This window comes from Yoonia tamlensis, assembly GCF_900115105.1.
In the GTDB taxonomy this organism is placed as follows: Bacteria; Pseudomonadota; Alphaproteobacteria; order Rhodobacterales; family Rhodobacteraceae; genus Yoonia; species Yoonia tamlensis.
On sequence record NZ_FOYP01000001.1, the window covers coordinates 1,155,059 to 1,177,833 of the forward strand.

Below are 22,775 nucleotides of genomic sequence, written 5' to 3' on the forward strand. Positions count from 1 at the left end.
TTGCGTCACAGCGGGGCTTGGGCTATCGCATTTGCATCTTATGAATGGGGTATCATGATGACCAAGAACGGCCTGACCTACGCAGATGCAGGGGTAGATATCGATGCGGGTAATACGCTTGTTGAGCGTATCAAGCCTGCCGCAAAACGCACAGCACGCCCTGGCGTGATGGCCGGCTTGGGTGGTTTCGGGGCGCTTTTTGACCTTAAATCAGCCGGATACACCGACCCGATCTTGGTCGGGGCAACAGATGGTGTCGGCACCAAACTGCGCATCGCCATTGATACCGGCAACGTCGATACAATCGGTATTGATCTGGTTGCGATGTGCGTGAATGATCTGGTCTGCCAAGGGGCAGAGCCATTGTTTTTCCTTGATTATTTCGCGACCGGCAAGCTCGAGCTGGATCAGGCAACGCGGATTATCGAAGGCATCGCCGCAGGCTGCGAAGCATCGGGTTGCGCATTGATCGGTGGTGAAACCGCGGAAATGCCGGGCATGTATCATGACGGTGATTTTGACCTTGCGGGCTTTGCCGTGGGGGCGATGGAACGGGGTGCTGATTTGCCCGCTGGCGTGGCCGAGGGCGATATTTTGCTGGGGCTTGCGTCGGACGGGGTGCATTCGAACGGCTACTCCTTGGTGCGGCGTGTGGTCGAAATGTCGGGGCTTGCATGGTCCGACACCGCACCGTTTGCGGATGCAACATTGGGCGAGGCATTGCTTGCGCCGACCCGTCTATATGTCAAGCAAACGCTGGCCGCGGTGCGGGCAGGCGGCGTTCATGCGCTGGCCCATATCACCGGTGGCGGGTTGACCGAAAACCTGCCCCGCGTTCTGCCCGAAGGTTTGGGCGCGCAAATCGACCTTGGCGCGTGGGAATTGCCGCCTGTTTTCCGGTGGTTGGCCGAAACCGGCGGCATGGCCGAGGCTGAGTTGCTCAAGACATTCAACGCGGGCATCGGCATGGTACTGGCCGTTGATGCGGCCGAAGCCGAAGCGCTGACCGTGCTATTGGCCGAAACCGGCGAAACCGTGCATCACCTTGGCACCGTGACCAAAGGCGCAGGCGTCAGCTATACGGGCGCGCTTTTGTGAGTAAACGCGTTGCGATTCTGATATCTGGCGGCGGCTCCAATATGGTGTCGCTGGTGAATGATATGACGGGCGACCACCCGGCGCGGCCTGTTCTGGTACTGTCAAATGACCCCAATGCGGGCGGGCTGGACAAGGCGCGCGGCTTGGGCGTGCCCACGGCAGCGGTGGATCACAAACCCTTTGGCAAGGATCGCGCCGGTTTTGAAACCGCGCTGAATGCCGCCTTGGATGCGGCAAAGCCCGATATTATTTGTCTGGCAGGGTTCATGCGGATTTTGACCGCAGATTTCACCCGTAAATGGGGTGGGCGGATGCTGAATATCCATCCGTCATTATTGCCCAAATACAAAGGGTTGCACACACACGCCCGCGCTCTGGAGGCAGGCGATGCGCAGCACGGTTGCAGCGTCCATGAGGTCACCGCCGAACTGGATGGCGGTCCGATCTTGGGGCAGGCGGTCATCGCCGTGCGCCCCGATGATACGCCTGACAGTCTGGCCGCGCGGCTTTTGCCGTTTGAGCACCAGCTTTACCCGCAAGTGTTGCGCCGATACGCCGCTGGCGACCGCACGCCGCTGCTGATTGGTGGCTAAGCTTTTCATTGATGGGCCAATCGCCTATCTATCGGTCCACTGTAGCAATGTAATGAACGATTAACGGACGACGCATGAAGAAAATTACAACGACCGAAGCCTTGGCGACCTTTTGTAAAGAGGCGGCAAAGCGGGCCTATGTGACCGTCGATACCGAATTTCTGCGTGAACGGACCTATTATTCGAAACTTTGCCTTGTGCAGTTGGCCTACCGCGACGAGGCGGGCGAAGACGCCGTGCTGGTTGACCCGCTGGTTGACGGGCTGTCGCTTGCGCCGCTTTACGACCTGTTTCGCGATCACGGCGTGGTCAAAGTATTCCATGCCGCGCGTCAGGACCTTGAAATTTTCTATGTAGACGAAGGTGTTATCCCCGAACCCTTGTTCGACACACAAGTGGCCGCGATGGTTTGCGGCTTTGGCGAACAGGTGGGTTATGAAACGCTTGTGCGCAAGATTGCCAAGGCCGATCTGGATAAATCTTCGCGTTTTACCGATTGGTCACGCCGTCCGCTGACCGAAGCGCAGGCGCAATATGCGCTGGCTGATGTCACGCATTTACGCGATATTTACGAATTCCTGTCTGACCAGCTTGTTAAGAACAGCCGCAAGAAATGGGTGGCCGAAGAACTGGCCGTGCTGCAAAACCCGCAGACTTATGAAGCGGACCCCGAAAATGCGTGGAAACGGGTCAAGACCCGCACCCAATCGGGCCGCTTTCTGGCGATTGTGCGCGAACTTGCGCGGTTCCGCGAAACTTATGCGCAGGCCCGCGATATTCCGCGCAACCGCGTGTTCAAGGACGACGCATTGGTTGAACTTGCCTCAACCAAACCCAAGTCAGAACAGGATTTAGGCCGCTCGCGGTTGCTTTTGCGCGAGGCCCGCAAAGGCGAGATTGCCCAAGGCATCTTGCAGGCCGTGCAGGACGGGCTGAATGTTGCGGCCGATGATTTGCCAAGCATTCACAATCCGCGCGCAAAATTGCAGGTGAACCCTGCTTTGGCCGAAATGTTGCGCGTTTTGCTGAAGGCCAAGACCGATCACGAAGGTGTGGCGCCGAAACTGATCGCATCTTCTGCCGATCTTGATGCGCTTGCGGGCGGTGAACGCGATGTGCCCGCCCTGAAGGGCTGGCGGCGCGAGGTCTTTGGCCATGACGCGCTGCGCATGTGTGACGGGCTTGTCGGGCTGGCCGTAAAGGGCCAAAAGGTTGTGACCGTCGCGCTTTGAGCGTAATTAAATGAGACGAATAATGGCAAATGCTGACTTTGAAGAACTGGTCGAAACCTTTGAATTCCTTGACGATTGGGAAGACCGCTATCGCCATGTGATCGAGATGGGCAAGGCGATGGACCCGCTGGAAGAGGCGTTTCGCGTACCCGCGACCAAGGTCGACGGCTGCGCCAGTCAGGTCTGGCTTGTGCCGCAGATAAGCGACGGGGTGCTCACATTTCGCGGGGCATCTGACGCGATGATCGTGCAGGGGCTGATTGCGGTGCTGTCGGCGCTATATAACGGCCAGCCCGTCGCGGATATTCTGGCAACTGACGCCCCTGCGGAACTGGCGCGGCTTGGTCTGAATGATCACCTGTCGGCACAGCGGTCGAACGGGTTGCGCGCGATGGTCGAACGTATCCGCGAAACGGCGGCAGCCTCAGAGAGCTAAGGCGTTGTAAGGTGTGCTTTGCTGCCAGTTATCGTGCTGAAGAAGTGTCACTTCGCGCGGTTTGAGAGAGGGCAAACAGGTTTGGTGCAAGCGCGCGTGTTGGCTGACGTCACAATGCGTGGTTGCGGTAGTGATTTCGTCAATTTTCCGCGGGCCGAGTATGTGATTACTCACGGGTCCAAGCACAAGTGTTTCAGCCCAAATTCCGCCCGCACAAACCAGCGTATGCGCTTCGCACAGCAGATGGTAGTAAGTCACTGTGTTTTCGAAATCTTCAACCGTTGCACGTTGGCCATCAGCCAATGCTTTGGCAGGTACAAGAACATCACTTGAACCAAAATAGAGCGATGCGATCGGACCTGACAGCAAGATACGATGATTGCCCGATAGCCGGATGGCAGGTTGATCCGGCGCACGACCAAATGTCGTCGGCGCGAAGGTTAGTGGTCGTGCGGCAGCATTGGCCGGATTGGTCAAATCGGTAACGTGCTGAACGCCAACCCAAAGAACCTTGGTCGGGTTTCCTTCCCAATCCACCAGACGGTCACCGGTCCGGATGTCCTCTACCTTTTTGTACCCGCCTACAGTCAGGATGGGGGTGCCGCTTACAAAGCAAATTGGTGTCGTTGCTGAAGGGTTATCATCAAGATTAAATATCATTGCGATACGGGAAATGTCGCTAGGTTCGCCGTCTGGAAAAACCATGTACAGCGTACCATCATTTGGATCTTGGAGTAGAATGACAGGCGCTTGCGGGCCAACACCAACCGTAAGTGGTCCAAGTGCGACACCAGCCTGTACGGTTCCCGTCGCAATCACATTCATCACGGTGGAATCCAGTTCGGCGGTGTCGCCCGGTGTTACAATCCCATCTGAATCTTCAACTGTCTGCGTTGTGGCCGCTCCAAAATTGCTCAGAACTATTGTTGTGTTCGATGTGAGCAAGTTCGCTATCAAAAGTGATCCTGTGTATTCTCTGACTGTACAGGTGAGTTGGACCATGCCCATGTTCCCATGCGATGTAGGCAGACTCGGAATCGTACCAATGGGAATTTGGTGTTTCCGAATTCTCCCCTAGATTGCGTATGGTTAATTTCTTGCATTCTTGAGGTGTTAGAACAAGGTGAATCGCACATCTCTAGGGTGTTTTTATTTTCCCTTTCAGCTTTGACTACTTAGAGGGCATTAAGTGTATTTTTCAGATCGCCGTAACCGGTGAACCGGTATTCAAATGCGAGCCCCAGACGGTCGGCGCATTCTTTTGCCTTTTCGACCAGTTCGGGGTTCTCGACCTGCGCCTGATAGACCAGTTTTTCGTAATTGCCGAAATACATGTCGCGCAATTGCGGATGTTTGGACAGGCCCAAAGGTTCCCAGACAAAGGCATCAAACTGGCGCACCAGAAAATCGGTCAGATAGAACGATGTAACCTCGCCCATTTGCGCAAAGCGGTCATTGCCTTCGTAGAAGGAATAGCAATGTGGCCCCGCGATCATTTTCACGCCTAGTTCATCGCAGGTTTTTTGCAACTGCCCGCCGGTGCCACAATCGGCGTAGACGATAAATATCCGGTCGTAATTGTCGCGCTGCGCCGCCACAGCCTTGCGCACGGCGGGTTCAATTTTTTCGGGGCGGCTGTGATAGATGGCGGGCAGGCATTGCAGATCAAGATGGTCCCAGCCGTTGCCTTTGATCAGCGCAAGGATTTCACGCGCAAGCGCGCCGCAGGCAATCAGCAACACGCGGCCATTGCCAATCGGTGCCAGCCCGTCATGGGTCAGGGTGCCGTCACTGGTCATTGTTTTTTGCCCCAAAACCGCAGGGCGATTGTCAGCGCCAATAGGGCCAGAATGCCAAGCGGTGCCAGCTCGCCTGCTCCTGAAATGGCCCAAACGGTCAGTGCCGCAAGGGCGATAACGCTGATAAGGATTATGGCAAATGTCGTGCGCGGCATCGGATGTCCTGTCATGGGCGTTAGATAGGATGCCGCGCCAAAATTGCTAGGTGGCAGCACCGCTATTGTGTTTGCGCGCGATCAGCGCTTTGGCGGTTTCAACGGCGACGGCCGCATCACGACAATAGGCGTCAGCGCCGATGGCTTTGCCGAATTCTTCGTTCAGCGGCGCGCCACCGACCAGCACGATATAATCGTCGCGCATGCCTTTTTCGATCATCGTGTCGATCACGACTTTCATATAGGGCATTGTGGTGGTCAGCAGGGCGGACATGCCCAGAATGTCTGCGTCTTCGGCGATCAGCGCGTCGACATAGGCCTCGACTGCATTATTGATCCCCAGATCTTTGACCTCAAAGCCTGCACCTTCCATCATCATCGCCACAAGGTTCTTGCCGATGTCGTGGATGTCGCCTTTGACTGTGCCGATGACCATTTTACCCATGCGCGGCGCGCCTGTCGCGATCAGCAGCGGTTTCAGGATGGACATGCCGCCCTTCATCGCATTGGCGGCCAGAAGCACCTCTGGAACAAAAAGAATCCCGTCGCGGAAATCATGGCCGACGATGGTCATGCCCCCGACAAGCGCCTCTGTCAGCACCTTGTAAGGTGCCCAACCGCGCGCGATGAGGATATTCACACCCTCTTCGATTTCTTCCTTCATGCCGTCATAAAGGTCGTCAAACATCTGCGCGACAAGATCTTCGTCGTTCAGTTCGGACAGGATGATGTCATCTTCTTCGTCGGACATTTGGCACCTCTTTTGCGTTTCTCCTTACGTAATGCGCCCAAATTGATTTGGCCAGCCAGTGATTTACGACATTCGCAATTTCAATCCCGACTCGCCGTTGTACATGTTCGTCTTTTGTTCTAAATTTGCGGGTGGATGAGGATGATTTGCCGTGATGTCTGATTTTTGGTCCCATTTTCCGCCAATGAACACCCGCACCCACGAGGCATGCGGCGCGGCGGCGCCGGCCTTTGCGGCGGCATTGGCAGGGCATTTATGCGGGGCGAATGGCAAAACCGTGTTCTGGCTGCGCGAATCGTGGGCTGGCGCGCAACTGAATCCGGTTGGGTTTGCGGCCTATCTGGACCCAAAGCAGTTGCTGATTGCAAAAGCTGCCCGTCAGATTGATGCGCTTGCCGCCGCAGAGGAAGCCTTGCGATCCGGCCATATCGCGCTGGTGGTGATCGAACTAAGCGCGCGGATCGGATTGACCGAAGGACGGCGGTTGCAGCTTGCCGCGCAAGAAGGCGGCGCGATGGGCCTGTGCCTGATCCCCGAAGCGATGGGCAGCAATGCCGCGCAAACGCGCTGGCGTTGCACGCCGGTTTTTGATCCCGGCGGGGCGGGCGCGGACTCGACTTTGCAGCATTGGGAAATTATAAAGAACAAATCAGGAACATTAACGGGATGGAACGTAGGGTGGCATGCGCAAACGCGTCGTATCAATGTGGTTTCCAAACCTGCCCAGCGATAGGGTCGCGCGGGGTGGGGCGATCGTGGCCGATGATACGCGCCCGTTTGTTGTCACGCATCACGCGCAAAACACCGACCGGATTTATTGCCTGAATGGTGCCGCTGCCGCCCAAGGGTTGCATCGCGATATGGGGTTTTCGGACGCGCGCGCCTATTGCCCCGATCTGCAAAGCTGTCCGGCGGATCCGGTTGCCGATGCGCGGTTTTTGCGCATGCTGGCAAGGTGGAGCAAGCGCTACTGCCCGTGGGTGGGGCTGGACGGTATCGACGGGCTTTTGCTGAATATCGCAGGGTCGGCGCATCTGTTCGGCGGTGAAGACGCGATGTTGGATGATATGCGCGCGCGCCTATTGCGTGCGGGGCTAAAGGGGCGTGTCGCTGTGGCTGATACGCGCGGCGCAGCGTGGGCGCTGACGCATTTCGGGCGGGGAAGCCCAGGCGAAGATATCGCGCGCCTGCCTGTGGCGGCGCTGCGACTGGATGCAAAAACGGATGCCGCGCTGCAGCGGCTTGGCCTGCGTAAAATTTCGGATCTGACCGCGCTGCCGCGCGCCACTATTGCGCGTCGCTTTGGGCCTGACGTGGTGCTGCGTCTGGATCAGGCAATGGGCGCGCGCGACGAAGATATTTCGCCGCTCAAAGATGCGCCAAATTACGGGGTGCGGATGACATTGCCTGACCCTATCGGGCTCAGCGGTGATGTGATGGCGGGCACTGCACGGCTGCTGGACCGGCTGTGTGCCAAGCTCAAAGATCAGGACATGGGTGCGCGAAAATTGCAGCTGCATTTGCGCCGCGTTGACCAAGGCGCGCAGGTTGTTGAATTGCGGCTGGCCGCCCCCATGCGCGATGCGGGCCGGATTTTGCCGCTGTTTGAACGCGGCGTGGGCGCGGTTGATGCAGGTTACGGCATTGATCAAATCCGCCTGATCGCGGTTCAGGTCGAACATTTGCCCAAGGCGCAGATTACCTATGGGGCGGCAACGCGCAGTGACGGGGTTGATGACCTGATCACGCGGATTGGTAACCGCATCGGGCTGGACAATATCCACCGCTTTTTGCCTGCCGATAGCCATATCCCCGAACGCAGTTTTCAAATCGCCGCGGCGGCTTATAGCCGGTCTGAGGGCGCTTGGGTGGCATTGCGTCCACGCCCGTTACACTTATTTGCGCCCGAACCAATTGCAGGGGCAGGCGCGCGCCCGCCGCAGAATTTTCGCTGGCGGCGCATGGCGTTAACCGTAGGCCACGCCACTGGCCCCGAACGGATCGCGCCAGAATGGTGGTTGCCCGATGAAAATTGGCGGTCAGGCCTGCGCGATTATTGGAAGGTGGACACGGTGCAGGGCCGCAGGCTTTGGCTTTATTATACACCGCAAAATCCGGGCTGGTTTGTGCAGGGAGAATTCGCATGACCGCGCGCCCGCCATCCATCGCACAGGGTTATGCCGAATTGGGGGTGACCACCAATTTCACCTTTTTGCGCGGGGCATCACACCCCGAGGAAATGGTCGCCAGAGCGGCCGAGCTAGGTCTGCAAGCGCTGGCGATCACGGACCGCAATTCACTGGCCGGTGTGGTGCGGGCGTTTTCGGCCCGCCGAGAGTTGCAACGCGCAGATCCTGACCGCCGCCTGCCAAAACTGATCATCGGTACGCGGCTGGTCTTGCGCGATTGCGATACGCATTGGTTGGCGCTGCCGCATGATCGGGCGGGCTATGCGCGGTTGACGCGGTTGCTGACATTGGGCAAACGGCGCGCGCCCAAGGGCGAATGCCATCTGGACCTGCGCGATCTGGAACAGGGCGGGGCAGGGATGACGTTGATTGCGCTTCCTCAAAAAGGCTTGCGCGCCAGTCAGGCAGGTATCACGCGCCTGCGCAAATGCTATCCAAGTGATGTCTATCTGGGGGCCGCACCCCGCTATGACGGCAGCGACCAGCGCTATTTTGACGCCTGCGCGCAGCTTGCCTTGCGCTGTGCGGCACCGATGGTGGCGGTGGGGGATGTGCTGATGCATCACGGATCACGTCGGCAACTGGCCGATGTGCTGACCTGCATGCGCGACCATATCACGATTGACCAGATCGGCACGCGCGCATTGCCCAATGCGGAACGGCGGCTGAAGGGGGCGGGGGATATGCAGCGGCTGTTTGCGCGCCACCCCGCCGCCTTGCGCCGCACGGTGCAAATCGCCGCGCAATCCAGTTTTTGCCTCTCAGAGTTAAGCTATGAATACCCCGACGAGATTTCAGGCGATGAACCACCCCAAGACCGGCTCGTGCGGTTGGCGCATGCAGGGCTGAAAACACGCTATCCGCAAGGGGCATCTGACCGCGCGATTGCGCAGATGTATAAGGAACTGGATCTTGTCAAAACGCTTGATTTTCCGGCCTATTTTCTGACGGTGCATGACATCGTGCAATTTGCGCGCGGGCAGGGGATTTTGTGCCAGGGGCGCGGATCGGCGGCCAATTCTATCCTGTGTTATCTGCTTGGGATCACCGATGTCAGCCCCGAAACCATCACCATGGTCGTGGAACGGTTCGTGTCAGAACATAGGGGCGAACCCCCTGATATTGATGTCGATTTTGAACATGAACGCCGCGAAGAGGTGATCCAGCATATCTATGCCAAATACGGGCGGCACCGCGCCGGGCTTTGTGCCACCGTGATCCATTTCCGGTCGCGTGCCGCCATCCGCGAGGTGGGCAAGGTCATGGGGCTGTCCCAAGATGTGACCGCCAATCTGTCGGGGCAAATCTGGGGCATGTCGAACGGCGGGGCGGACCCTGAACGGATCAAGGAGCTGGGCCTTGATATGTCTGACCCGCGACTGGCGCAGACGATTAAACTCATTGGCGAGATTATCGGGTTTCCGCGCCATCTGTCGCAACATGTTGGCGGGTTTATCATCACCAAGGGGCGGCTGGATGAGCTTTGCCCGATTGAAAACGCCGCGATGGATGACCGCACGATTATCGAATGGGACAAGGATGACATCGACGCGTTGGGTATTCTTAAGGTAGATATCTTATCGCTGGGAATGCTGACCTGTATCCGCAAAAGCTTTGATCTGATCGCGCAGCATGGCGGGCCAGATTATAGCATTGCCAGCGTGCCACAGGCGGATGCGCCGACCTTTGATATGCTGTGCATTGCCGATGCGATCGGGGTGTTTCAGGTCGAAAGCCGCGCGCAGATGAATTTCCTGCCGCGGATGCAGCCGCGCGTGTTCTATGATCTGGTGATCGAGGTCGCCATCGTGCGCCCCGGTCCGATCCAGGGCGGGATGGTGCATCCCTATATCAACCGCAGGCAGGGCAAGGAACCTGTATCTTTCCCGTCGAAAGAACTGGAAAACGTGTTGGGAAAGACGCTTGGCGTGCCCTTGTTCCAAGAACAAGCCATGCAAATTGCCGTGGTGGCCGCCGGGTTTTCACCGTCAGAGGCGGATAAGCTGCGCCGATCTATGGCAACCTTCCGGCGGATGGGCACCATTGGGCAGTTGCGCGACAAATTCATCGCCGGAATGCTGGAACGCGGCTATGAACCCGATTTTGCGCAAAGCTGCTTTTCACAGATCGAAGGCTTTGGCGAATACGGGTTCCCCGAAAGCCATGCCGCCGCCTTTGCGATGTTGGCTTATGTGTCGGCTTGGCTCAAATGTCACCATCCGGCGGCCTTTGCCTGCGGGCTGCTGAATGCGCAGCCGATGGGGTTTTATGCGCCTGCGCAAATTGTGCGTGATGCACGCGAACACCAGATCGAGGTGCGCCCGATCTGCGTCAACACCAGCGATTGGGATAATAAGCTCGAAAAACGCAGCGATGGGACGCTGGCGCTGCGGCTTGGGTTTCGCCAGATCAAAGGGTTTCGCGAGGAAGATGCCGGCTGGATCGTGGCCGCGCGCGGCAATGGTTACCGCGATCCGCAAGCGTTGTGGCTGCGCGCAGGCGTTGGCCCGTCTGTGCTGGAACGGCTGGCCGAGGCGGATGCCTATGCCGATATGGGGCTGGGGCGGCGCGATGCGCTTTGGGCGGTGAAAGCGATTAAGGGCAATGCGCCGCTGCCGCTGTTCAGTGATCCTTTGGATGGTGAAGGGATTGCAGAGCCAAGCGTGACCCTGCCCGCGATGCATCTGGGCGAAGAGGTTGTCGAAGATTATGTCGCGATGCGCCTGTCGCTTAAGGCGCACCCGATGGAACTGCTGCGCCCGCATCTGAACGGGCTCACCCCGCACGCCACCTTGCCGGATGTGCCGCTGGGGCAGGTGCAGGTCTGCGGGTTGGTGATCACGCGCCAACGTCCCGGCACCGCCTCGGGCGTTGTATTCTTGACCATCGAAGACGAAACAGGGGTCGCAAATGTTGTGGTCTGGAAGACGATCTATAAACAGTTTCGCCGCGCGGTGATGGGGGGGCGGCTTTTACGGATCACCGGATATGTGCAGCGCGAAGGCATTGTTGTGCATGTGATTGCGCAGCATGTCGCGGATATTTCAGACCAGTTGCGCACGCTTGGGCACCCGATGGACGCGGCCGTGGGTATTACCCAACCGCAAGCCGACGATGCACCGCGACCGCGCGCGCAACCACGCGCGATGCATCCGCGCGATCAGGCAAAGCGGCTTTTTCCAAGCCGCGATTTTCACTAGGCTTACTTGCGGCGGCGGCCCCGACGCGCAGCCGCCTCTGGTCCGGCACCGTCGGTGCCGTCGGAAGCGGATGAAAACCCGCCCAACTCTTTGGAAATCTGCTCCAATGTCGGGCGGTCCCCGCGCGGCCGTGTTTCCAACGCTTCGCGCATGGCGCGCAGATGTTCTGGCGTTGTGCCACAGCAGCCGCCAATGATCGTCGCACCACAGTCACGCGCCAGCACGGCATAATCACCCATCAATTCCGGCGTGCCATCATAATGGATATGGCCGTCGTGGTATTTGGGGATGCCTGCATTGCCCTTGGCGATGATTGGCGCGGTTGGCCCCGCAGCCGAAAAACCCAGCACAGTGCGCAGCAAATCGGATGCGCCAACACCGCAGTTGGCCCCGAATGCCAGCGGCTGATAGGCCAGCTTGCCGACCTTTTTCACCATATCAGCCGAGGTCAGCCCCATCATCGTGCGTCCGGCAGTGTCAAAGCTCATGGTGCCACACCACGGCATATCCGCCATTGCAAAGGCTTCGGCCGCCGCTTCGAATTCCTCGGCGGCAGAAATCGTTTCGACCCAAAGCACGTCTGCGCCGCCCTCTTTGAGCCCCTCGGCCTGTTCGTGGAACATCTCGACGGCGCGCGCGTGGGTCAACGTGCCCATCGGCGCCATGATTTCGCCGGTCGGGCCGACGGAACCTGCGACAACAATTTTGCGACCGGATGCGTCGGCGATTTCACGCCCCAGTTCTGCGGCGGCTATGTTCAATTCCCGCACCCGCGATTCCGCACCGTGCAGTTTCAAACGTGACGCATTCGCGCCAAAGCTGTTGGTCAGGAAAATATCACTGCCCGCGTCAGCGGCACCTTTATATAGGGCCTTGATCTTGGCGGTTTCGTCGATGTTCCACATCTCGGGGGCGTCGCCGGACATCAACCCCATATTAAACAGGTTGGTCCCCGTCGCACCATCAGCCATCAGCCAGTCGCGTGTTTCAAGCAGTTCTGAAAGGGCGTTTGTCATGATTTTTGTGGCCTTTGATTATGTTGCAAGCGTCGCTTGTCACGTTTGGGCATAAACTTCAATTCCAAAGGCAATAATTTGATCACATGCAACAGTCGCAACGGCAGGTTTGCGACAGGGCGCTGGACCGCAAGCGCGATGAAAAAACCGCTAAGCCAAAAGGCGATCCGGTTGGGCGCACAGTGATAGCGCCCGACCCAAACAGGCGCAAAACTGCGTTTGAACTGTGAAAGGCCCCGCCGGTTGGCCCAAACAGCGGGGGTGCTTTGCGGATCAGGCACACAGGCAAGCGAAAGCTGCGCAATGCATTCGGTGTGGGCGGCCCCAATGGCCGCGACCACAGCCATATGGATTGCCCCGTCAGACAGCCCGCTGCGGTAGCGGATCAGATCAAGATGCCAGCCGTCATGGCCGGTCAGAAATGTCACGAAACCGCGCGGGCACCCGTCTTGCAAAATCAGGAAAACGCGTTGTCGCCCGATCAGTTTCGGGCAAAAACGGCCCATTGAAAACCCCAGCTCACTGCCGTGCGCGCGCGCCCAGTCCCGCGCAATGCCGTGCATCGTTTCGATATATGCGCCGCCATCGACCGCGCGAATGGAAACCCCTGCGCGTTAGGCGATCCGCATTTTGTGCCGCAAACCTTGCTTTTGCGCGCCCTCTACCGACTACTGCGCAGGGCGGATTATAGCCTCGATGGCGATGCGCCGCATATGCCAGCCGGCATTCTTGGCACTATTGGCAACCCGTCCGGAACAATTGTAAAACACTGTACACAGCATTGATCTATATGCATTTCGTGCGAATTTTCTGAAATTTTTGCAAGGCTCTTTTGCGCCGATGCTACATAGGAAAAACGGCAGATGCGCGACCAGATGAAAACCTTGGGTCTGCTTGCGCCGCGCCGCTGACTGCCCCGACAAGCCCCAAAGCGCAGGCTGGCACTCGGGCGGGACAACGCAGCGCTGTGCAAAGGCAATAACCAGCAGCGCAAACACGAAGGGTAACAGATAATAGATCACCCGAAACGCGATCAATGCGGCCACGACCCGTTCGTCACCGCCCAAAAGCATCAAAAGCGTCAGATCGAATGCGCCCGCGCCCGCAGGTGCATTCGCCAATAGCAACGCACCCAAAGCAAGGATGTAGGCGGCAAGCACGGTGCCAAAACCAAAAATTTCTGCCTCGGTAAGCAAAAAGTAAAGCCCATCAGCCGCGCGAAATAGCCGGGTCCGATAAAATAGGCGGCCAGCGCCACCCCCAAACAGCCCAGCCCGACCAGCACCGCAGGCGCGGAAAGCCACCAACCGGCGGCCATTGCGTAAAACCTCCAGCATGCAAAAAATGCCAGCGGCACTGCCGCTGAAACGGCCCCGATCTGTCTTAGCGAAAGTTGCGGCAACATATGCCGCCGGATCAGCGCAGCACTTAATGTGCCGAATCCGACAAATTGGGCAAAAGCGATGGCCGTGGTCCCGCTGCGCGCGGCAATTGCAGGGCTTGTCTCCGTGTGCAAGATTTCATGCCAGATGACATCATATTGCCCCACGGTACGCAGGCTGGCCCACGTCGCCAATAGCGCTGCAATGCCTGCAAACGCGGATAAGTCCCCAAGCGCGCCCCAGATTGCCGCGGCGTCCATCGCACCCAAGCGGTCGCGCGTGATCAAAAGGCAGATAATGCCGATCGCGCAGGCAACGCCGAATTTGATGCCACCAGCGCCCGCCTGCTGGCGGTTTTTAGACGGTGAAAAAATCATGCCTGCTCCGATCGATGGGACCGGCGTAAGCTATTGAAATGAATCGCCCCTTAATGCCCGTGAAAATATTAGCAGCAGGGCGCACCCTTTAGCATTCGCGCAACACTTGTGCCTTTGCTTCTTGTAGCAGGGTGGTCATTTGCGCGTGCAAAGTGGCCCCGTCTACACGCGGGCCAAGATCTGCAGCCAGCTTTTGCAAGATCACGCTATCATCGCGTGCTGCTGTGCCGACTTTGACGATTTCATCTGCATAAGCGGCTGTTTCTGAAATGTTTTTATCCAAAAGTGCCGCAGCCCATTCGCCAAGCAGATGATTGCGCCGTGCAATCGCGTTAAACTGCATTTCCTGATCATGTGCGAATTTTGCTTCGAATGCGCGTTCGCGCTCTTCTAACGTGTTCATGGCAACCTCGTGGTTTTGTTGAACCGATATTGAATATATGGGGGGCTGGGTGCTTGCCCGCAAGGTTTGCTTGCACTATGACGCGCCTATGACGCAGCCCAGGGCGGGCAGGCGCAGCACAAAGGGGTGAGCATGGCACGCCGCAAGAAGATATACGAAGGCAAGGCAAAGATCCTTTATGAAGGCCCTGAGCCCGGGACGCTTGTGCAATATTTCAAAGACGACGCAACCGCTTTTAACGCCGAGAAAAAAGCCGTGATCGACGGTAAGGGCGTATTGAACAACCGGCTGTCCGAATTCTTTATGACCGGCCTTTCCAATATCGGTATCCCGACGCATTTCATCAAACGCCTGAATATGCGCGAACAGCTGATCCGTCAGGTTGAAATCATCCCTCTCGAGGTGATCGTGCGCAACGTTGCGGCCGGATCAATGGCCAAACGTCTGGGCATGGAAGAAGGTGCGCCACTGCCGCGCCCGATCGTCGAATTTTCATATAAAGACGATGCATTGGGTGATCCGCTGGTCCCCGAAGAATATATTGTTGCATTTGGCTGGGCCAGTCAGCAGGACCTTGATGATATCGTCAGCCTGGCATTGCGCGTGAACGACTGGATGTCGGGCGTGATGTTTGGTGTCGGGATCAAACTGGTCGATTTCAAGATCGAAGTTGGCCGCGTTTGGGATAACGAATTCCCGCGTCTGCTTTTGGCCGATGAAATCAGCCCTGACAGCTGCCGCTTGTGGGATATTGAAACGGGTCAAAAGCTGGACAAGGACGTTTTCCGCCGCGATTTGGGCAATCTGACCGATGCCTATACCGAAGTCGCCAAACGTCTGGGCGTGATGCCCTCTAATGTGACCCATGCAACCAAACCCACATTGATCAACTGAACCTGATCCGCCACTAACCTATCAATACAGGGAAACCCGCCGATGAAAGCCCGCGTCTATGTAATGTTGAAAAACGGTGTCCTTGATCCCCAAGGCGAAGCTGTGCGCCATGCGCTTGGCACATTGGGGTTTGACGGGGTGCAAGGGGTGCGTCAGGGCAAGGTGATCGAACTGGATCTTGCGGATGGCACCACCGAGGACGCAATCGCGCAGATGTGTGAAAAACTGCTCGCGAACACAGTGATCGAAAGCTACCGGATCGAGGTGCAGTGATGCGCGCCGCTGTCGTCGTTTTCCCCGGTTCAAACTGCGATCGTGATATGGCCGTGGCCCTGCGCGCGGCGGGTGCCGATGTGCAGATGGTCTGGCACAAGGATGCGGATTTGCCTGCCGATATCGATCTGGTTGCCGTGCCGGGCGGGTTTTCATTTGGTGACTACCTGCGGTGCGGTGCCATTGCGGCGCAATCACCGATTTGCAAGGCCGTGGTCGCACATGCGCAGCGCGGCGGCTATGTGCTGGGTGTGTGTAACGGGTTTCAGGTGCTGACCGAAACAGGGCTGTTGCCGGGTGCGTTGATGCGCAATTCCAACCTTAAGTTCATCTGCAAAGATGTTGATCTTGTTGTTAAAACGACCGATAGCGCCTTTACATCCGCCCATACGGTCGGTGACATGGTTCGCTATCCGGTTGCGCATCATGATGGCAATTATTCGATCGATAGTGACGGTTTGGCCCGCATTACCGGCGACGACCGGATTGCCTTTAGCTATGCACAAAACCCCAACGGGTCGGTTGCGGATATTGCCGGTGTCTTGTCTGAAAACCGGCGTGTGCTGGGTATGATGCCGCATCCCGAACGTGCGGTGGATGCCGGACACGGTGGCACCGACGGGCAGGCGCTTTTCCGCGGGCTGCTTGATCAATTGGTTTCTGCCTGAACCTGCGCGCTTGCTGCGCGGACTGCGGGGTCCTAGACTGCGCGGATGATAGGTGCGCGAAAATCAGGCAGTAGACATGGAAAAGGGCGGTGGTTTCTCCGCCTGTCCATTCTGGTCGTCTGCCTGTTCGCGCTGATTGTCGTTTATGTTTCAAACCAGTTTTTGACGCAGCGCTTTGCAAGCGCCATTGTCGACCGCTCCGAAGCGCGCCTGTCGCTTTATGTGACCAACCTGACAAGCGAGCTGCAACGCAATTCGGTCGTGCCGCAGCTTTTGGCGCGCAGCCCCGAACTGGTGACAGCCCTTGCGACGCGCGATTATACGGATAGTTCTGCCCATTTGGTCAGCTTTGTCGCCGAAATCGGTTCGGCTTCATTGTTATTGCTGGATCGGGACGGGGTGACGGTTGCCGCCACTGCTGTCGGCGAAATTGACGCGCGCCATGCAGATGACCGTTTTTTCGCAGATGCCTTAGCCAGCGATCAAACAGTCTATACGACAGAACGCGGACCATCCGGACAATACCGCTATGTCTTTGCGCGCAAAATCGTCGCGCAAGAACAAGTGCTGGGCGTGATTGCGGTCGAGGTGAATTCAGCGCTTTTGCAAGCGGGCTGGGTTGGCGGATCAGAGGTGGTGCTGGTGCTGGATGGCGCGGGGCAGATCATCATGTCGTCCGAACCAAGCTGGCGCGGGCTGACTGAGCCTGCGGCGCTAAGTCTCAACCACAAGGTGACGATTTCGGAAGGGTTGCGCCGTGCGTTGCGCGCCGCGATCGGGCAGAACGCAGACGCCTATTTGCGCGGCGAAGCAATGCTGCGCCACGAGGCCCGTGTGCCGCATCAGGGCTGGAAAATGGTCAGCTTTACCGCCAATGCGGCGGTGCGCACGCAAGTGAACGGCATTCTTGCTCTCGAGGTGATGGTCTTTGCGATCATTCTGGCGGTGATGTTCTGGTTCATGTCGCGCAAGACCGCATCGCGGCTGGTGTTCTTCCAACGCGAATCAGCAGAGCTTCGGGCGCTAAACCGCCGCCTGCAAAGAGAAGTTGCCGAACGCGAAAAGGTCGAGCAAACCCTGCAAGTGGCCGAACAAACGATTGCGCAATCGTCGAAACTGGCCGCGCTTGGCGAAATGTCGGCGGCGGTCAGCCACGAATTGAACCAGCCATTGGCGGCGATGAAAACCTATCTGGCGGGCGCGCGGCTGTTGCTGCAACGCGAACGCCCCGAAGAAGCAATGTCATCGTTCCAGCGCATTGATGATCTGATCGAACGCATGGGTGCCATCACCCGACAGCTGAAATCCTATGCCCGCAAGGGCGATGACGCGTTCGAGCCGATGGATATCCGCGCCTCAGTGTCGACGGCGCTGGCGATGATGGAGCCGCAGCTAAAAATCCGCGATGTGAACATCATCCGGTCTTTGCCCAATGAACCCGTCATGGTGCTTGGCGACCGGTTGCGGCTTGAACAAGTGATTGTGAACTTGCTGCGCAACGCATTGGATGCCACAAAGGGCGCAAGTAACCCGACGGTTGAAATCCTGCTTGTGTCAGGGCATACGATCAGCTTGCAAATTCGGGATAATGGTGAAGGTATCGAAGACCTTAATGCGTTGTTCGAACCATTTTACACAACCAAACAACCTGGTGACGGGACGGGGCTTGGGCTTGCGATTTCTTCGGGAATTGTCAGCGAATTGGGTGGGCGGCTGACAGCGCGTAATGCGGTTGACGGCGGCGCCATTTTTGAAGTTCAGTTACCGCGTATACAGCATGAAGCCGCCGCGGCAGAGTAGGAAGCAGACGTATGAAAAAGGCGATGAAAGTTGCAATTGTTGACGATGAAACGGATATGCGACAATCCATTAGCCAATGGTTGACGCTTTCCGGTTTTGAAACGGAAACCTTTGCTTCGGCCGAAGAGGCGCTCAAGGGGTTGGGTACGGATTACCCTGGTATTGTTGTGTCCGATGTGCGGATGCCGGGCATGGATGGCATGCAGCTTCTTAAGAAAATCAAAGGTATCGACAGCACATTGCCTGTGATCATGATCACAGGTCACGGCGATGTCCCCATGGCGGTCGAGGCGATGCGCGTCGGCGCGTTTGATTTTCTTGAAAAGCCGTTCAACCCCGATCGGATGACCGAACTTGCCAAAAAGGCCACGCAGGCGCGCCGCCTGACGCTTGATAACCGTGCGTTGCGCCGCGAACTGTCGGATGGCACCGCGCTGATCAAGAAACTGATTGGTCAGTCGCCGGTGATGGAGCGCCTGAAAGAGGATATTCTTGATCTGGGGCAGGCGGACGGCCATGTGCTGATCGAGGGCGAGACAGGCACAGGTAAAACACTTGTGGCCCATGCGCTGCATGCGGTTGGTGCGCGGGCGTCAAAGAAATTTGTGCTGCTCAGCTGTGCGGCCTATGACGAAGAAACCCTTGGCCGCGTGATTTTTGGCCCCGCCAATGATGATGAACCCATTCCCGCAATCGAAGAGGCGCGCGGCGGCACGCTTGTGCTTGAGGATATCGAAGCGCTGAGCCATGCGCTGCAAGCGCGGCTTTTGACCGCGATTAACGAACAGGGCGCACCTGCGGAAACACGTATTGTGGCGATCTGCAACCTGCAAGAACAGGACAAGACCTGCGAAAGCGTGCTGCGCCCCGATCTTTTCTACCGCCTTGCGGCGTTGCGGATCACTGTCCCGCCACTGCGCCAGCGCGGTGAGGATATCCTGACGCTGTTTGCGCGGTTGGGGGAACAATTTGCCGATGAATACGGCTGTGACGCGCCAGAGGTCAGCGCCCAAGAGGCTGCGCAGCTGTTGCAGGCACCTTGGCCGGGCAATGTGCGCCAGCTGATCAATGTCGCCGAACGGGCGGTGCTGCAAAACCGGCGCGGGTCGGGGTCGATCGCGTCATTGTTGATGGCAGACACCGAAGAATCCAAACCCGCGATGACAACCGAAGGCAAGCCTCTCAAGGAATTTGTCGAAGCCTTTGAACGCATGCTGATCGACAACACCATGCGCCGGCACCGCGGATCAATTGTGTCGGTGATGGAAGAGCTTTGCCTGCCGCGCCGGACATTGAACGAAAAAATGGCCAAATACGGGCTGCAACGGTCCGACTATTTGTAAGCATGGCGCGGGCGCGCAGCTGTCGCGCCTGCCCAATTTTGGAAACAGTCCCGTCGATATCAATATTTTTGGGGCTTTTACCGCAACCTCTTGTGCAACGTGACCTTCCTACACTATGTATGGATTACGGACGCCCGCGCAACGGTTGCGCGTCGAGGTCCGATCAAGAATTCTCTGCCCGGTTTGAATAATGAAACATGGTGCAGCTGATTTGATCCTTAAGGATCAGAAGAACGCCCTGGTCGCGCGGACGTTGATGCCGACCGGGCCCTGAATGGGCCTTGGATATCCAAGGTCGGAGAAGCAACGCGATGCAACGCGCGCAACACAGAGGCAAGGATGCAGCGGCCCCAAGGGGCCCCGTATTTGCCCGCGCGCAGATCGCCTTAATCAGACACATCACCCGCAGCGCAGCCCCACCGGGGATGGCGAACGGCTTATGTGCAAACGGAAAATATGCCAAAGAAAATGCTCATCGATGCGACACACGCGGAAGAAACCCGCGTTGTTGTCGTAGACGGCAACAAGGTCGAAGAATTTGATTTTGAAAGCCAATTCAAGCGCCAGGTTGCTGGCAACATCTATCTCGCCAAGGTAACGCGCGTCGAACCATCGCTACAGGCTGCATTCGTAGACTACGGTGGCAATCGTCACGGGTTTCTTGCGTTTTCGGAAGTTCACCCCGATTACTATCAAATCCCGGTTGCTGACCGCGAAGCGCTGATCGCCGAAGAAAAAGCCTATACCGATAGCCTCAAGGCTGCCGCAGAGGCCGAGGACGAAAAGCCAAAGCGCCGTCGCAGCCGTGCAAAGCCAAAGCCGGCCGTCGTCGCAGCCGATGACGCGGTGATCACCGCCGAAGTGGAAACATCCCAAGATGAAACTTCGGGTGATATCGCGGGTATGGAAACCATCGATCTGGCCGATGACGGTGAAGGTGATTCCCCGATGGTTCTGGTCGGTGAAACACCCGTCGAAACACCGCAGGCGGATGATGACGACAGCGATGATGCGGATGAAATCGCCGCCGACGCGCAAGACAATGATGACGGTATCGAAAGTGTCGCCGAAGAAGACGACACCGATGAAGTGCGTCCGCTGCGCAAGCCGCGCCCGAAACGCTATAAGATTCAGGAAGTCATCAAGGTTCGCCAGATCCTGTTGGTGCAGGTCGTCAAAGAGGAACGCGGTAACAAGGGTGCAGCGCTCACGACCTATCTGTCGCTTGCAGGGCGTTATTGCGTCTTGATGCCAAACACTGCGCGTGGCGGCGGCATCAGCCGCAAGATCACCAACGCAGCCGACCGCAAGAAGCTGAAGGAAATTGCCAATGAGATGACCGTGCCAGAGGGCGCAGGTCTGATCATTCGCACGGCCGGATCGCAGCGGACCAAGGCTGAAATCAAGCGCGACTACGAATATTTGCAACGCATGTGGGAACAGATCCGCGCGCTGACGCTGAAATCTGTCGCACCCGCAAAAATCTATGAAGAAGGCGATCTGATCAAACGCTCGATCCGTGATCTCTATTCAAAAGAGATCGACGAGGTAATCGTCGCGGGCGAGGCGGGCTACCGTACGGCCAAAGACTTCATGAAAATGATCATGCCGTCACACGCCAAAAACGTGAAATTCTATACCGAACAGCTGCCGCTTTACGCCCGCTATCAGGTCGAAGGCTATTTGGGTGGTATGTTCAATCCAACCGTTCAACTGCCGTCCGGCGGTTATATTGTGATCGGCATCACCGAAGCGCTTGTTGCGATTGACGTGAACTCTGGCCGTGCCACAAAAGAGGGCTCGATTGAACAAACCGCACTGAAAACCAACCTCGAGGCCGCCGATGAGGTTGCCCGCCAGTTGCGTCTGCGCGATCTGGCCGGTTTGATTGTGATCGATTTCATCGACATGGATGAACGTCGCAATAACGCCGCTGTGGAAAAGCGTTTCAAGGACAAGTTGAAGACCGACCGCGCCCGTATTCAGGTTGGCCGCATTTCCGGCTTTGGCCTGATGGAAATGTCGCGCCAGCGTCTGCGCCCTGGCATGCTTGAGGCGACAACACAGATGTGTTCCCATTGCCATGGCACGGGTCTGCTGCGTTCTGACGACAACGTGGCGCTTGCGATCTTGCGCCAGCTCGAAGAAGAGGGCGTGCGTGGCCGGTCAAAAGAAGTGCTTATCAAAGCGCCGATTTCGATTGCCAATTTCCTGATGAACGGCAAACGCGAACATATCGGCGATATCGAAACCCGTTACGGCCTGTCTGTGCGGATCGAATGTGACCCGACGCTTGTTTCGCCCGATTTCGCAATCGAGAAATTCAAGACAGCGACACGGGTTGTCCCCGAAGCGACCCCCGTTGTGACGGCGGCCGTGATCATGGACGATGACGACGATCTGGTTACCGAAGCTGACGAAGACACCGCGGATAGCCCCATTTTGGATGAAAACGCCGAGGATAAACCAAAGCGCAAGCGCCGTCGGCGCCGGCGTCGTCGGGGTGGCGCCAATGGCGACAACCCGCAGTCCGATGGTGATCAATCCGAGGCAGACGAAACTGCGGATGCGCAGGCATCCGACGCGCCGTCAAACGCGCCTGAAGCAGATGCTGTTGCGACCGATGAAAAACCCAAACGGACCCGCACGCGCACCCGCAAACCGGCAGTTAAAACAGGCGATGCCGCCGAGGACACGCCCGAGGTGACAGCCCCAGAGCAAAGCGCCGAGACCGAAGAAAAGCCCGCGCCGAAAAAGCGCACGCGCAGCCGTAAAAAACCGGTCGCGGATCAGGAACAGGCAGATACGCCAGCACCCGAAGCCGCGGTTGAAGCTCAGGCAGAAGAAAAGCCCAAGCCCAAGCGCAAGAGCCGCGCAAAGCCCAAGCCAAAGGATGCCGAGGCACAGGGTGAAACGGCGGTTGCTGCAAATGCGCCTGAACCCGTTCAGGCCGATGTGATCGAAGCGGAACAGCCAGCCGCGGAACCAATTGTCGAAGTTGCGCAAATTCCGGAACCGGCAACCCAGCCTGCGCCGGAACCCGTAGCCCAACCCGCGCCTGAACCGGTGGCATCTGACGAAGATGAAGCCAACAAACCAAAGCGCAAGGGCTGGTGGTCATTGGGCCGTTAATCACGGGTTTGAAACTTAAAAAACGCCGCTCCGG

At 57.6% G+C, this 22,775-nt stretch carries 22 protein-coding genes; 13 read left to right on the forward strand and 9 right to left on the reverse strand.

The annotated features are described in order from the left end of the window. Positions 1 to 54 precede the first annotated feature (54 nt). From purM to BM320_RS06010, 4 genes are all read left to right on the forward strand, one after another. Complete coding sequence (gene purM / locus BM320_RS05995; protein WP_375342065.1) at positions 55 to 1,098, forward strand: phosphoribosylformylglycinamidine cyclo-ligase; 1,044 nt, start codon at positions 55 to 57, stop codon at positions 1,096 to 1,098. Beyond that, positions 1,095 to 1,691, forward strand: a complete 597-nt coding sequence (gene purN, locus BM320_RS06000) for a phosphoribosylglycinamide formyltransferase (protein WP_090197649.1) — start codon at positions 1,095 to 1,097, stop codon at positions 1,689 to 1,691. The genes purM and purN overlap by 4 nt, the downstream gene beginning before the upstream one ends. Before the next feature lie 74 nt (positions 1,692 to 1,765). Then, positions 1,766 to 2,923 carry a ribonuclease D gene (gene rnd, locus BM320_RS06005; RefSeq protein ID WP_090197652.1) on the forward strand — a complete coding sequence of 386 codons (1,158 nt, stop codon included), beginning with the start codon at positions 1,766 to 1,768 and terminating at the stop codon, positions 2,921 to 2,923. A 22-nt stretch (positions 2,924 to 2,945) separates the two neighbouring features. Then, positions 2,946 to 3,359 carry a SufE family protein gene (locus BM320_RS06010; protein ID WP_090197655.1) on the forward strand — a complete coding sequence of 138 codons (414 nt, stop codon included), beginning with the start codon at positions 2,946 to 2,948 and terminating at the stop codon, positions 3,357 to 3,359. On the opposite strand, the gene BM320_RS06015 is transcribed toward BM320_RS06010, so the two are convergent. The 4 genes from BM320_RS06015 to BM320_RS06030 form a co-directional block, all read right to left on the reverse strand. Then, positions 3,348 to 4,361, reverse strand: coding sequence for a Hint domain-containing protein (locus tag BM320_RS06015; protein WP_165614997.1), 1,014 nt, complete (start codon positions 4,359 to 4,361; stop codon positions 3,348 to 3,350). The two genes, BM320_RS06010 and BM320_RS06015, sit on opposite strands and share 12 nt — an antisense overlap. 173 nt (positions 4,362 to 4,534) lie before the next feature. Further along, positions 4,535 to 5,158, reverse strand: a complete 624-nt coding sequence (locus BM320_RS06020) for a DUF1638 domain-containing protein (protein WP_090197661.1) — start codon at positions 5,156 to 5,158, stop codon at positions 4,535 to 4,537. Then, entirely contained in the window at positions 5,155 to 5,313 is a 159-nt protein-coding gene (locus BM320_RS16370) for a hypothetical protein (RefSeq protein ID WP_165614998.1), read from the reverse strand. Before BM320_RS16370 ends, BM320_RS06020 begins: the two co-directional genes overlap by 4 nt. Positions 5,314 to 5,359: 46 nt before the next feature. Next, positions 5,360 to 6,064 (reverse strand): cobalamin B12-binding domain-containing protein, encoded by a 705-nt coding sequence (locus tag BM320_RS06030; protein ID WP_090197667.1) that lies wholly within the window; start codon positions 6,062 to 6,064, stop codon positions 5,360 to 5,362. Between the two features lie 154 nt (positions 6,065 to 6,218). Here BM320_RS06030 and BM320_RS06035 point away from each other — a divergent pair, with 154 nt between their 5' ends. Genes BM320_RS06035 through BM320_RS06045 form a run of 3 tightly spaced genes read left to right on the forward strand, consistent with a single transcriptional unit; the run spans position 6,219 to position 11,453 of the window. After that, positions 6,219 to 6,797: a hypothetical protein gene (locus BM320_RS06035; protein WP_090197670.1), complete on the forward strand. Its 579-nt coding sequence runs from the start codon at positions 6,219 to 6,221 to the stop codon at positions 6,795 to 6,797. Beyond that, entirely contained in the window at positions 6,748 to 8,211 is a 1,464-nt protein-coding gene (locus tag BM320_RS06040) for a Y-family DNA polymerase (protein ID WP_446001680.1), read from the forward strand. The genes BM320_RS06035 and BM320_RS06040 overlap by 50 nt, the downstream gene beginning before the upstream one ends. Next, a complete protein-coding gene (locus tag BM320_RS06045; protein WP_090197676.1) occupies positions 8,208 to 11,453 on the forward strand; it encodes an error-prone DNA polymerase in 3,246 nt (1,081 codons plus the stop codon). Before BM320_RS06040 ends, BM320_RS06045 begins: the two co-directional genes overlap by 4 nt. A 2-nt stretch (positions 11,454 to 11,455) precedes the next feature. Here the strand turns inward: BM320_RS06045 and bmt are convergent, their stop codons facing one another. The 5 genes from bmt to BM320_RS06070 form a co-directional block, all read right to left on the reverse strand. Next, complete coding sequence (gene bmt / locus BM320_RS06050; RefSeq protein ID WP_090197679.1) at positions 11,456 to 12,469, reverse strand: betaine--homocysteine S-methyltransferase; 1,014 nt, start codon at positions 12,467 to 12,469, stop codon at positions 11,456 to 11,458. Beyond that, entirely contained in the window at positions 12,466 to 13,068 is a 603-nt protein-coding gene (locus tag BM320_RS06055) for a phosphatidylglycerol lysyltransferase domain-containing protein (protein WP_311135502.1), read from the reverse strand. Before BM320_RS06055 ends, bmt begins: the two co-directional genes overlap by 4 nt. Before the next feature lie 69 nt (positions 13,069 to 13,137). Then, positions 13,138 to 13,590: a hypothetical protein gene (locus BM320_RS06060; RefSeq protein WP_090197684.1), complete on the reverse strand. Its 453-nt coding sequence runs from the start codon at positions 13,588 to 13,590 to the stop codon at positions 13,138 to 13,140. Next, positions 13,551 to 14,228 carry a putative bifunctional lysylphosphatidylglycerol flippase/synthetase gene (locus BM320_RS06065; protein WP_090197687.1) on the reverse strand — a complete coding sequence of 226 codons (678 nt, stop codon included), beginning with the start codon at positions 14,226 to 14,228 and terminating at the stop codon, positions 13,551 to 13,553. The genes BM320_RS06060 and BM320_RS06065 overlap by 40 nt, the downstream gene beginning before the upstream one ends. Before the next feature lie 88 nt (positions 14,229 to 14,316). Then, complete coding sequence (locus tag BM320_RS06070; protein WP_090197690.1) at positions 14,317 to 14,631, reverse strand: DUF1476 domain-containing protein; 315 nt, start codon at positions 14,629 to 14,631, stop codon at positions 14,317 to 14,319. A gap of 132 nt (positions 14,632 to 14,763) precedes the next feature. On the opposite strand from BM320_RS06070, the gene purC reads away from it, so the two are divergent. The 6 genes from purC to BM320_RS06100 all read left to right on the forward strand — a co-directional run bounded on the left by purC (position 14,764) and on the right by BM320_RS06100 (position 22,741). Next, positions 14,764 to 15,525 carry a phosphoribosylaminoimidazolesuccinocarboxamide synthase gene (gene purC / locus BM320_RS06075; protein ID WP_090197693.1) on the forward strand — a complete coding sequence of 254 codons (762 nt, stop codon included), beginning with the start codon at positions 14,764 to 14,766 and terminating at the stop codon, positions 15,523 to 15,525. 42 nt (positions 15,526 to 15,567) lie between these two features. Next, on the forward strand, positions 15,568 to 15,798 hold the full coding sequence (gene purS, locus BM320_RS06080) for a phosphoribosylformylglycinamidine synthase subunit PurS (protein WP_090197696.1): 231 nt from the start codon (positions 15,568 to 15,570) through the stop codon (positions 15,796 to 15,798). Further along, positions 15,798 to 16,466: a phosphoribosylformylglycinamidine synthase subunit PurQ gene (purQ, locus tag BM320_RS06085; RefSeq protein WP_090197699.1), complete on the forward strand. Its 669-nt coding sequence runs from the start codon at positions 15,798 to 15,800 to the stop codon at positions 16,464 to 16,466. Before purS ends, purQ begins: the two co-directional genes overlap by 1 nt. A 45-nt stretch (positions 16,467 to 16,511) precedes the next feature. Next, entirely contained in the window at positions 16,512 to 18,266 is a 1,755-nt protein-coding gene (locus BM320_RS06090) for a sensor histidine kinase (RefSeq protein WP_090197701.1), read from the forward strand. 11 nt (positions 18,267 to 18,277) lie between these two features. Next, positions 18,278 to 19,609: a sigma-54-dependent transcriptional regulator gene (locus BM320_RS06095; RefSeq protein WP_090197705.1), complete on the forward strand. Its 1,332-nt coding sequence runs from the start codon at positions 18,278 to 18,280 to the stop codon at positions 19,607 to 19,609. A 456-nt stretch (positions 19,610 to 20,065) separates the two neighbouring features. After that, the gene (locus BM320_RS06100) at positions 20,066 to 22,741 is read left to right on the forward strand and encodes an Rne/Rng family ribonuclease (protein WP_090197707.1); all 2,676 of its coding nucleotides are present in this window, start codon (positions 20,066 to 20,068) and stop codon (positions 22,739 to 22,741) included. The last annotated feature ends 34 nt before the right edge of the window (positions 22,742 to 22,775 follow it).

Bases quoted from the DNA above. Each gene is read 5' to 3' on its own strand.
- purM (WP_375342065.1), top strand. From the start codon at position 55: ATGATGACCAAGAACGGCCTGACCTACGCAGATGCAGGGGTAGATATC.
- rnd (WP_090197652.1), top strand. From the start codon at position 1,766: ATGAAGAAAATTACAACGACCGAAGCCTTGGCGACCTTTTGTAAAGAG.
- BM320_RS06010 (WP_090197655.1), top strand. From the start codon at position 2,946: ATGGCAAATGCTGACTTTGAAGAACTGGTCGAAACCTTTGAATTCCTT.
- BM320_RS06015 (WP_165614997.1), bottom strand. From the start codon at position 4,361: ATGGTCCAACTCACCTGTACAGTCAGAGAATACACAGGATCACTTTTG.
- BM320_RS06020 (WP_090197661.1), bottom strand. From the start codon at position 5,158: ATGACCAGTGACGGCACCCTGACCCATGACGGGCTGGCACCGATTGGC.
- BM320_RS16370 (WP_165614998.1), bottom strand. From the start codon at position 5,313: ATGCCGCGCACGACATTTGCCATAATCCTTATCAGCGTTATCGCCCTT.
- BM320_RS06030 (WP_090197667.1), bottom strand. From the start codon at position 6,064: ATGTCCGACGAAGAAGATGACATCATCCTGTCCGAACTGAACGACGAA.
- BM320_RS06035 (WP_090197670.1), top strand. From the start codon at position 6,219: ATGTCTGATTTTTGGTCCCATTTTCCGCCAATGAACACCCGCACCCAC.
- BM320_RS06040 (WP_446001680.1), top strand. From the start codon at position 6,748: ATGCGCAAACGCGTCGTATCAATGTGGTTTCCAAACCTGCCCAGCGAT.
- BM320_RS06045 (WP_090197676.1), top strand. From the start codon at position 8,208: ATGACCGCGCGCCCGCCATCCATCGCACAGGGTTATGCCGAATTGGGG.
- bmt (WP_090197679.1), bottom strand. From the start codon at position 12,469: ATGACAAACGCCCTTTCAGAACTGCTTGAAACACGCGACTGGCTGATG.
- BM320_RS06065 (WP_090197687.1), bottom strand. From the start codon at position 14,228: ATGATTTTTTCACCGTCTAAAAACCGCCAGCAGGCGGGCGCTGGTGGC.
- BM320_RS06070 (WP_090197690.1), bottom strand. From the start codon at position 14,631: ATGAACACGTTAGAAGAGCGCGAACGCGCATTCGAAGCAAAATTCGCA.
- purC (WP_090197693.1), top strand. From the start codon at position 14,764: ATGGCACGCCGCAAGAAGATATACGAAGGCAAGGCAAAGATCCTTTAT.
- purS (WP_090197696.1), top strand. From the start codon at position 15,568: ATGAAAGCCCGCGTCTATGTAATGTTGAAAAACGGTGTCCTTGATCCC.
- purQ (WP_090197699.1), top strand. From the start codon at position 15,798: ATGCGCGCCGCTGTCGTCGTTTTCCCCGGTTCAAACTGCGATCGTGAT.
- BM320_RS06090 (WP_090197701.1), top strand. From the start codon at position 16,512: ATGATAGGTGCGCGAAAATCAGGCAGTAGACATGGAAAAGGGCGGTGG.
- BM320_RS06095 (WP_090197705.1), top strand. From the start codon at position 18,278: ATGAAAAAGGCGATGAAAGTTGCAATTGTTGACGATGAAACGGATATG.
- BM320_RS06100 (WP_090197707.1), top strand. From the start codon at position 20,066: ATGCCAAAGAAAATGCTCATCGATGCGACACACGCGGAAGAAACCCGC.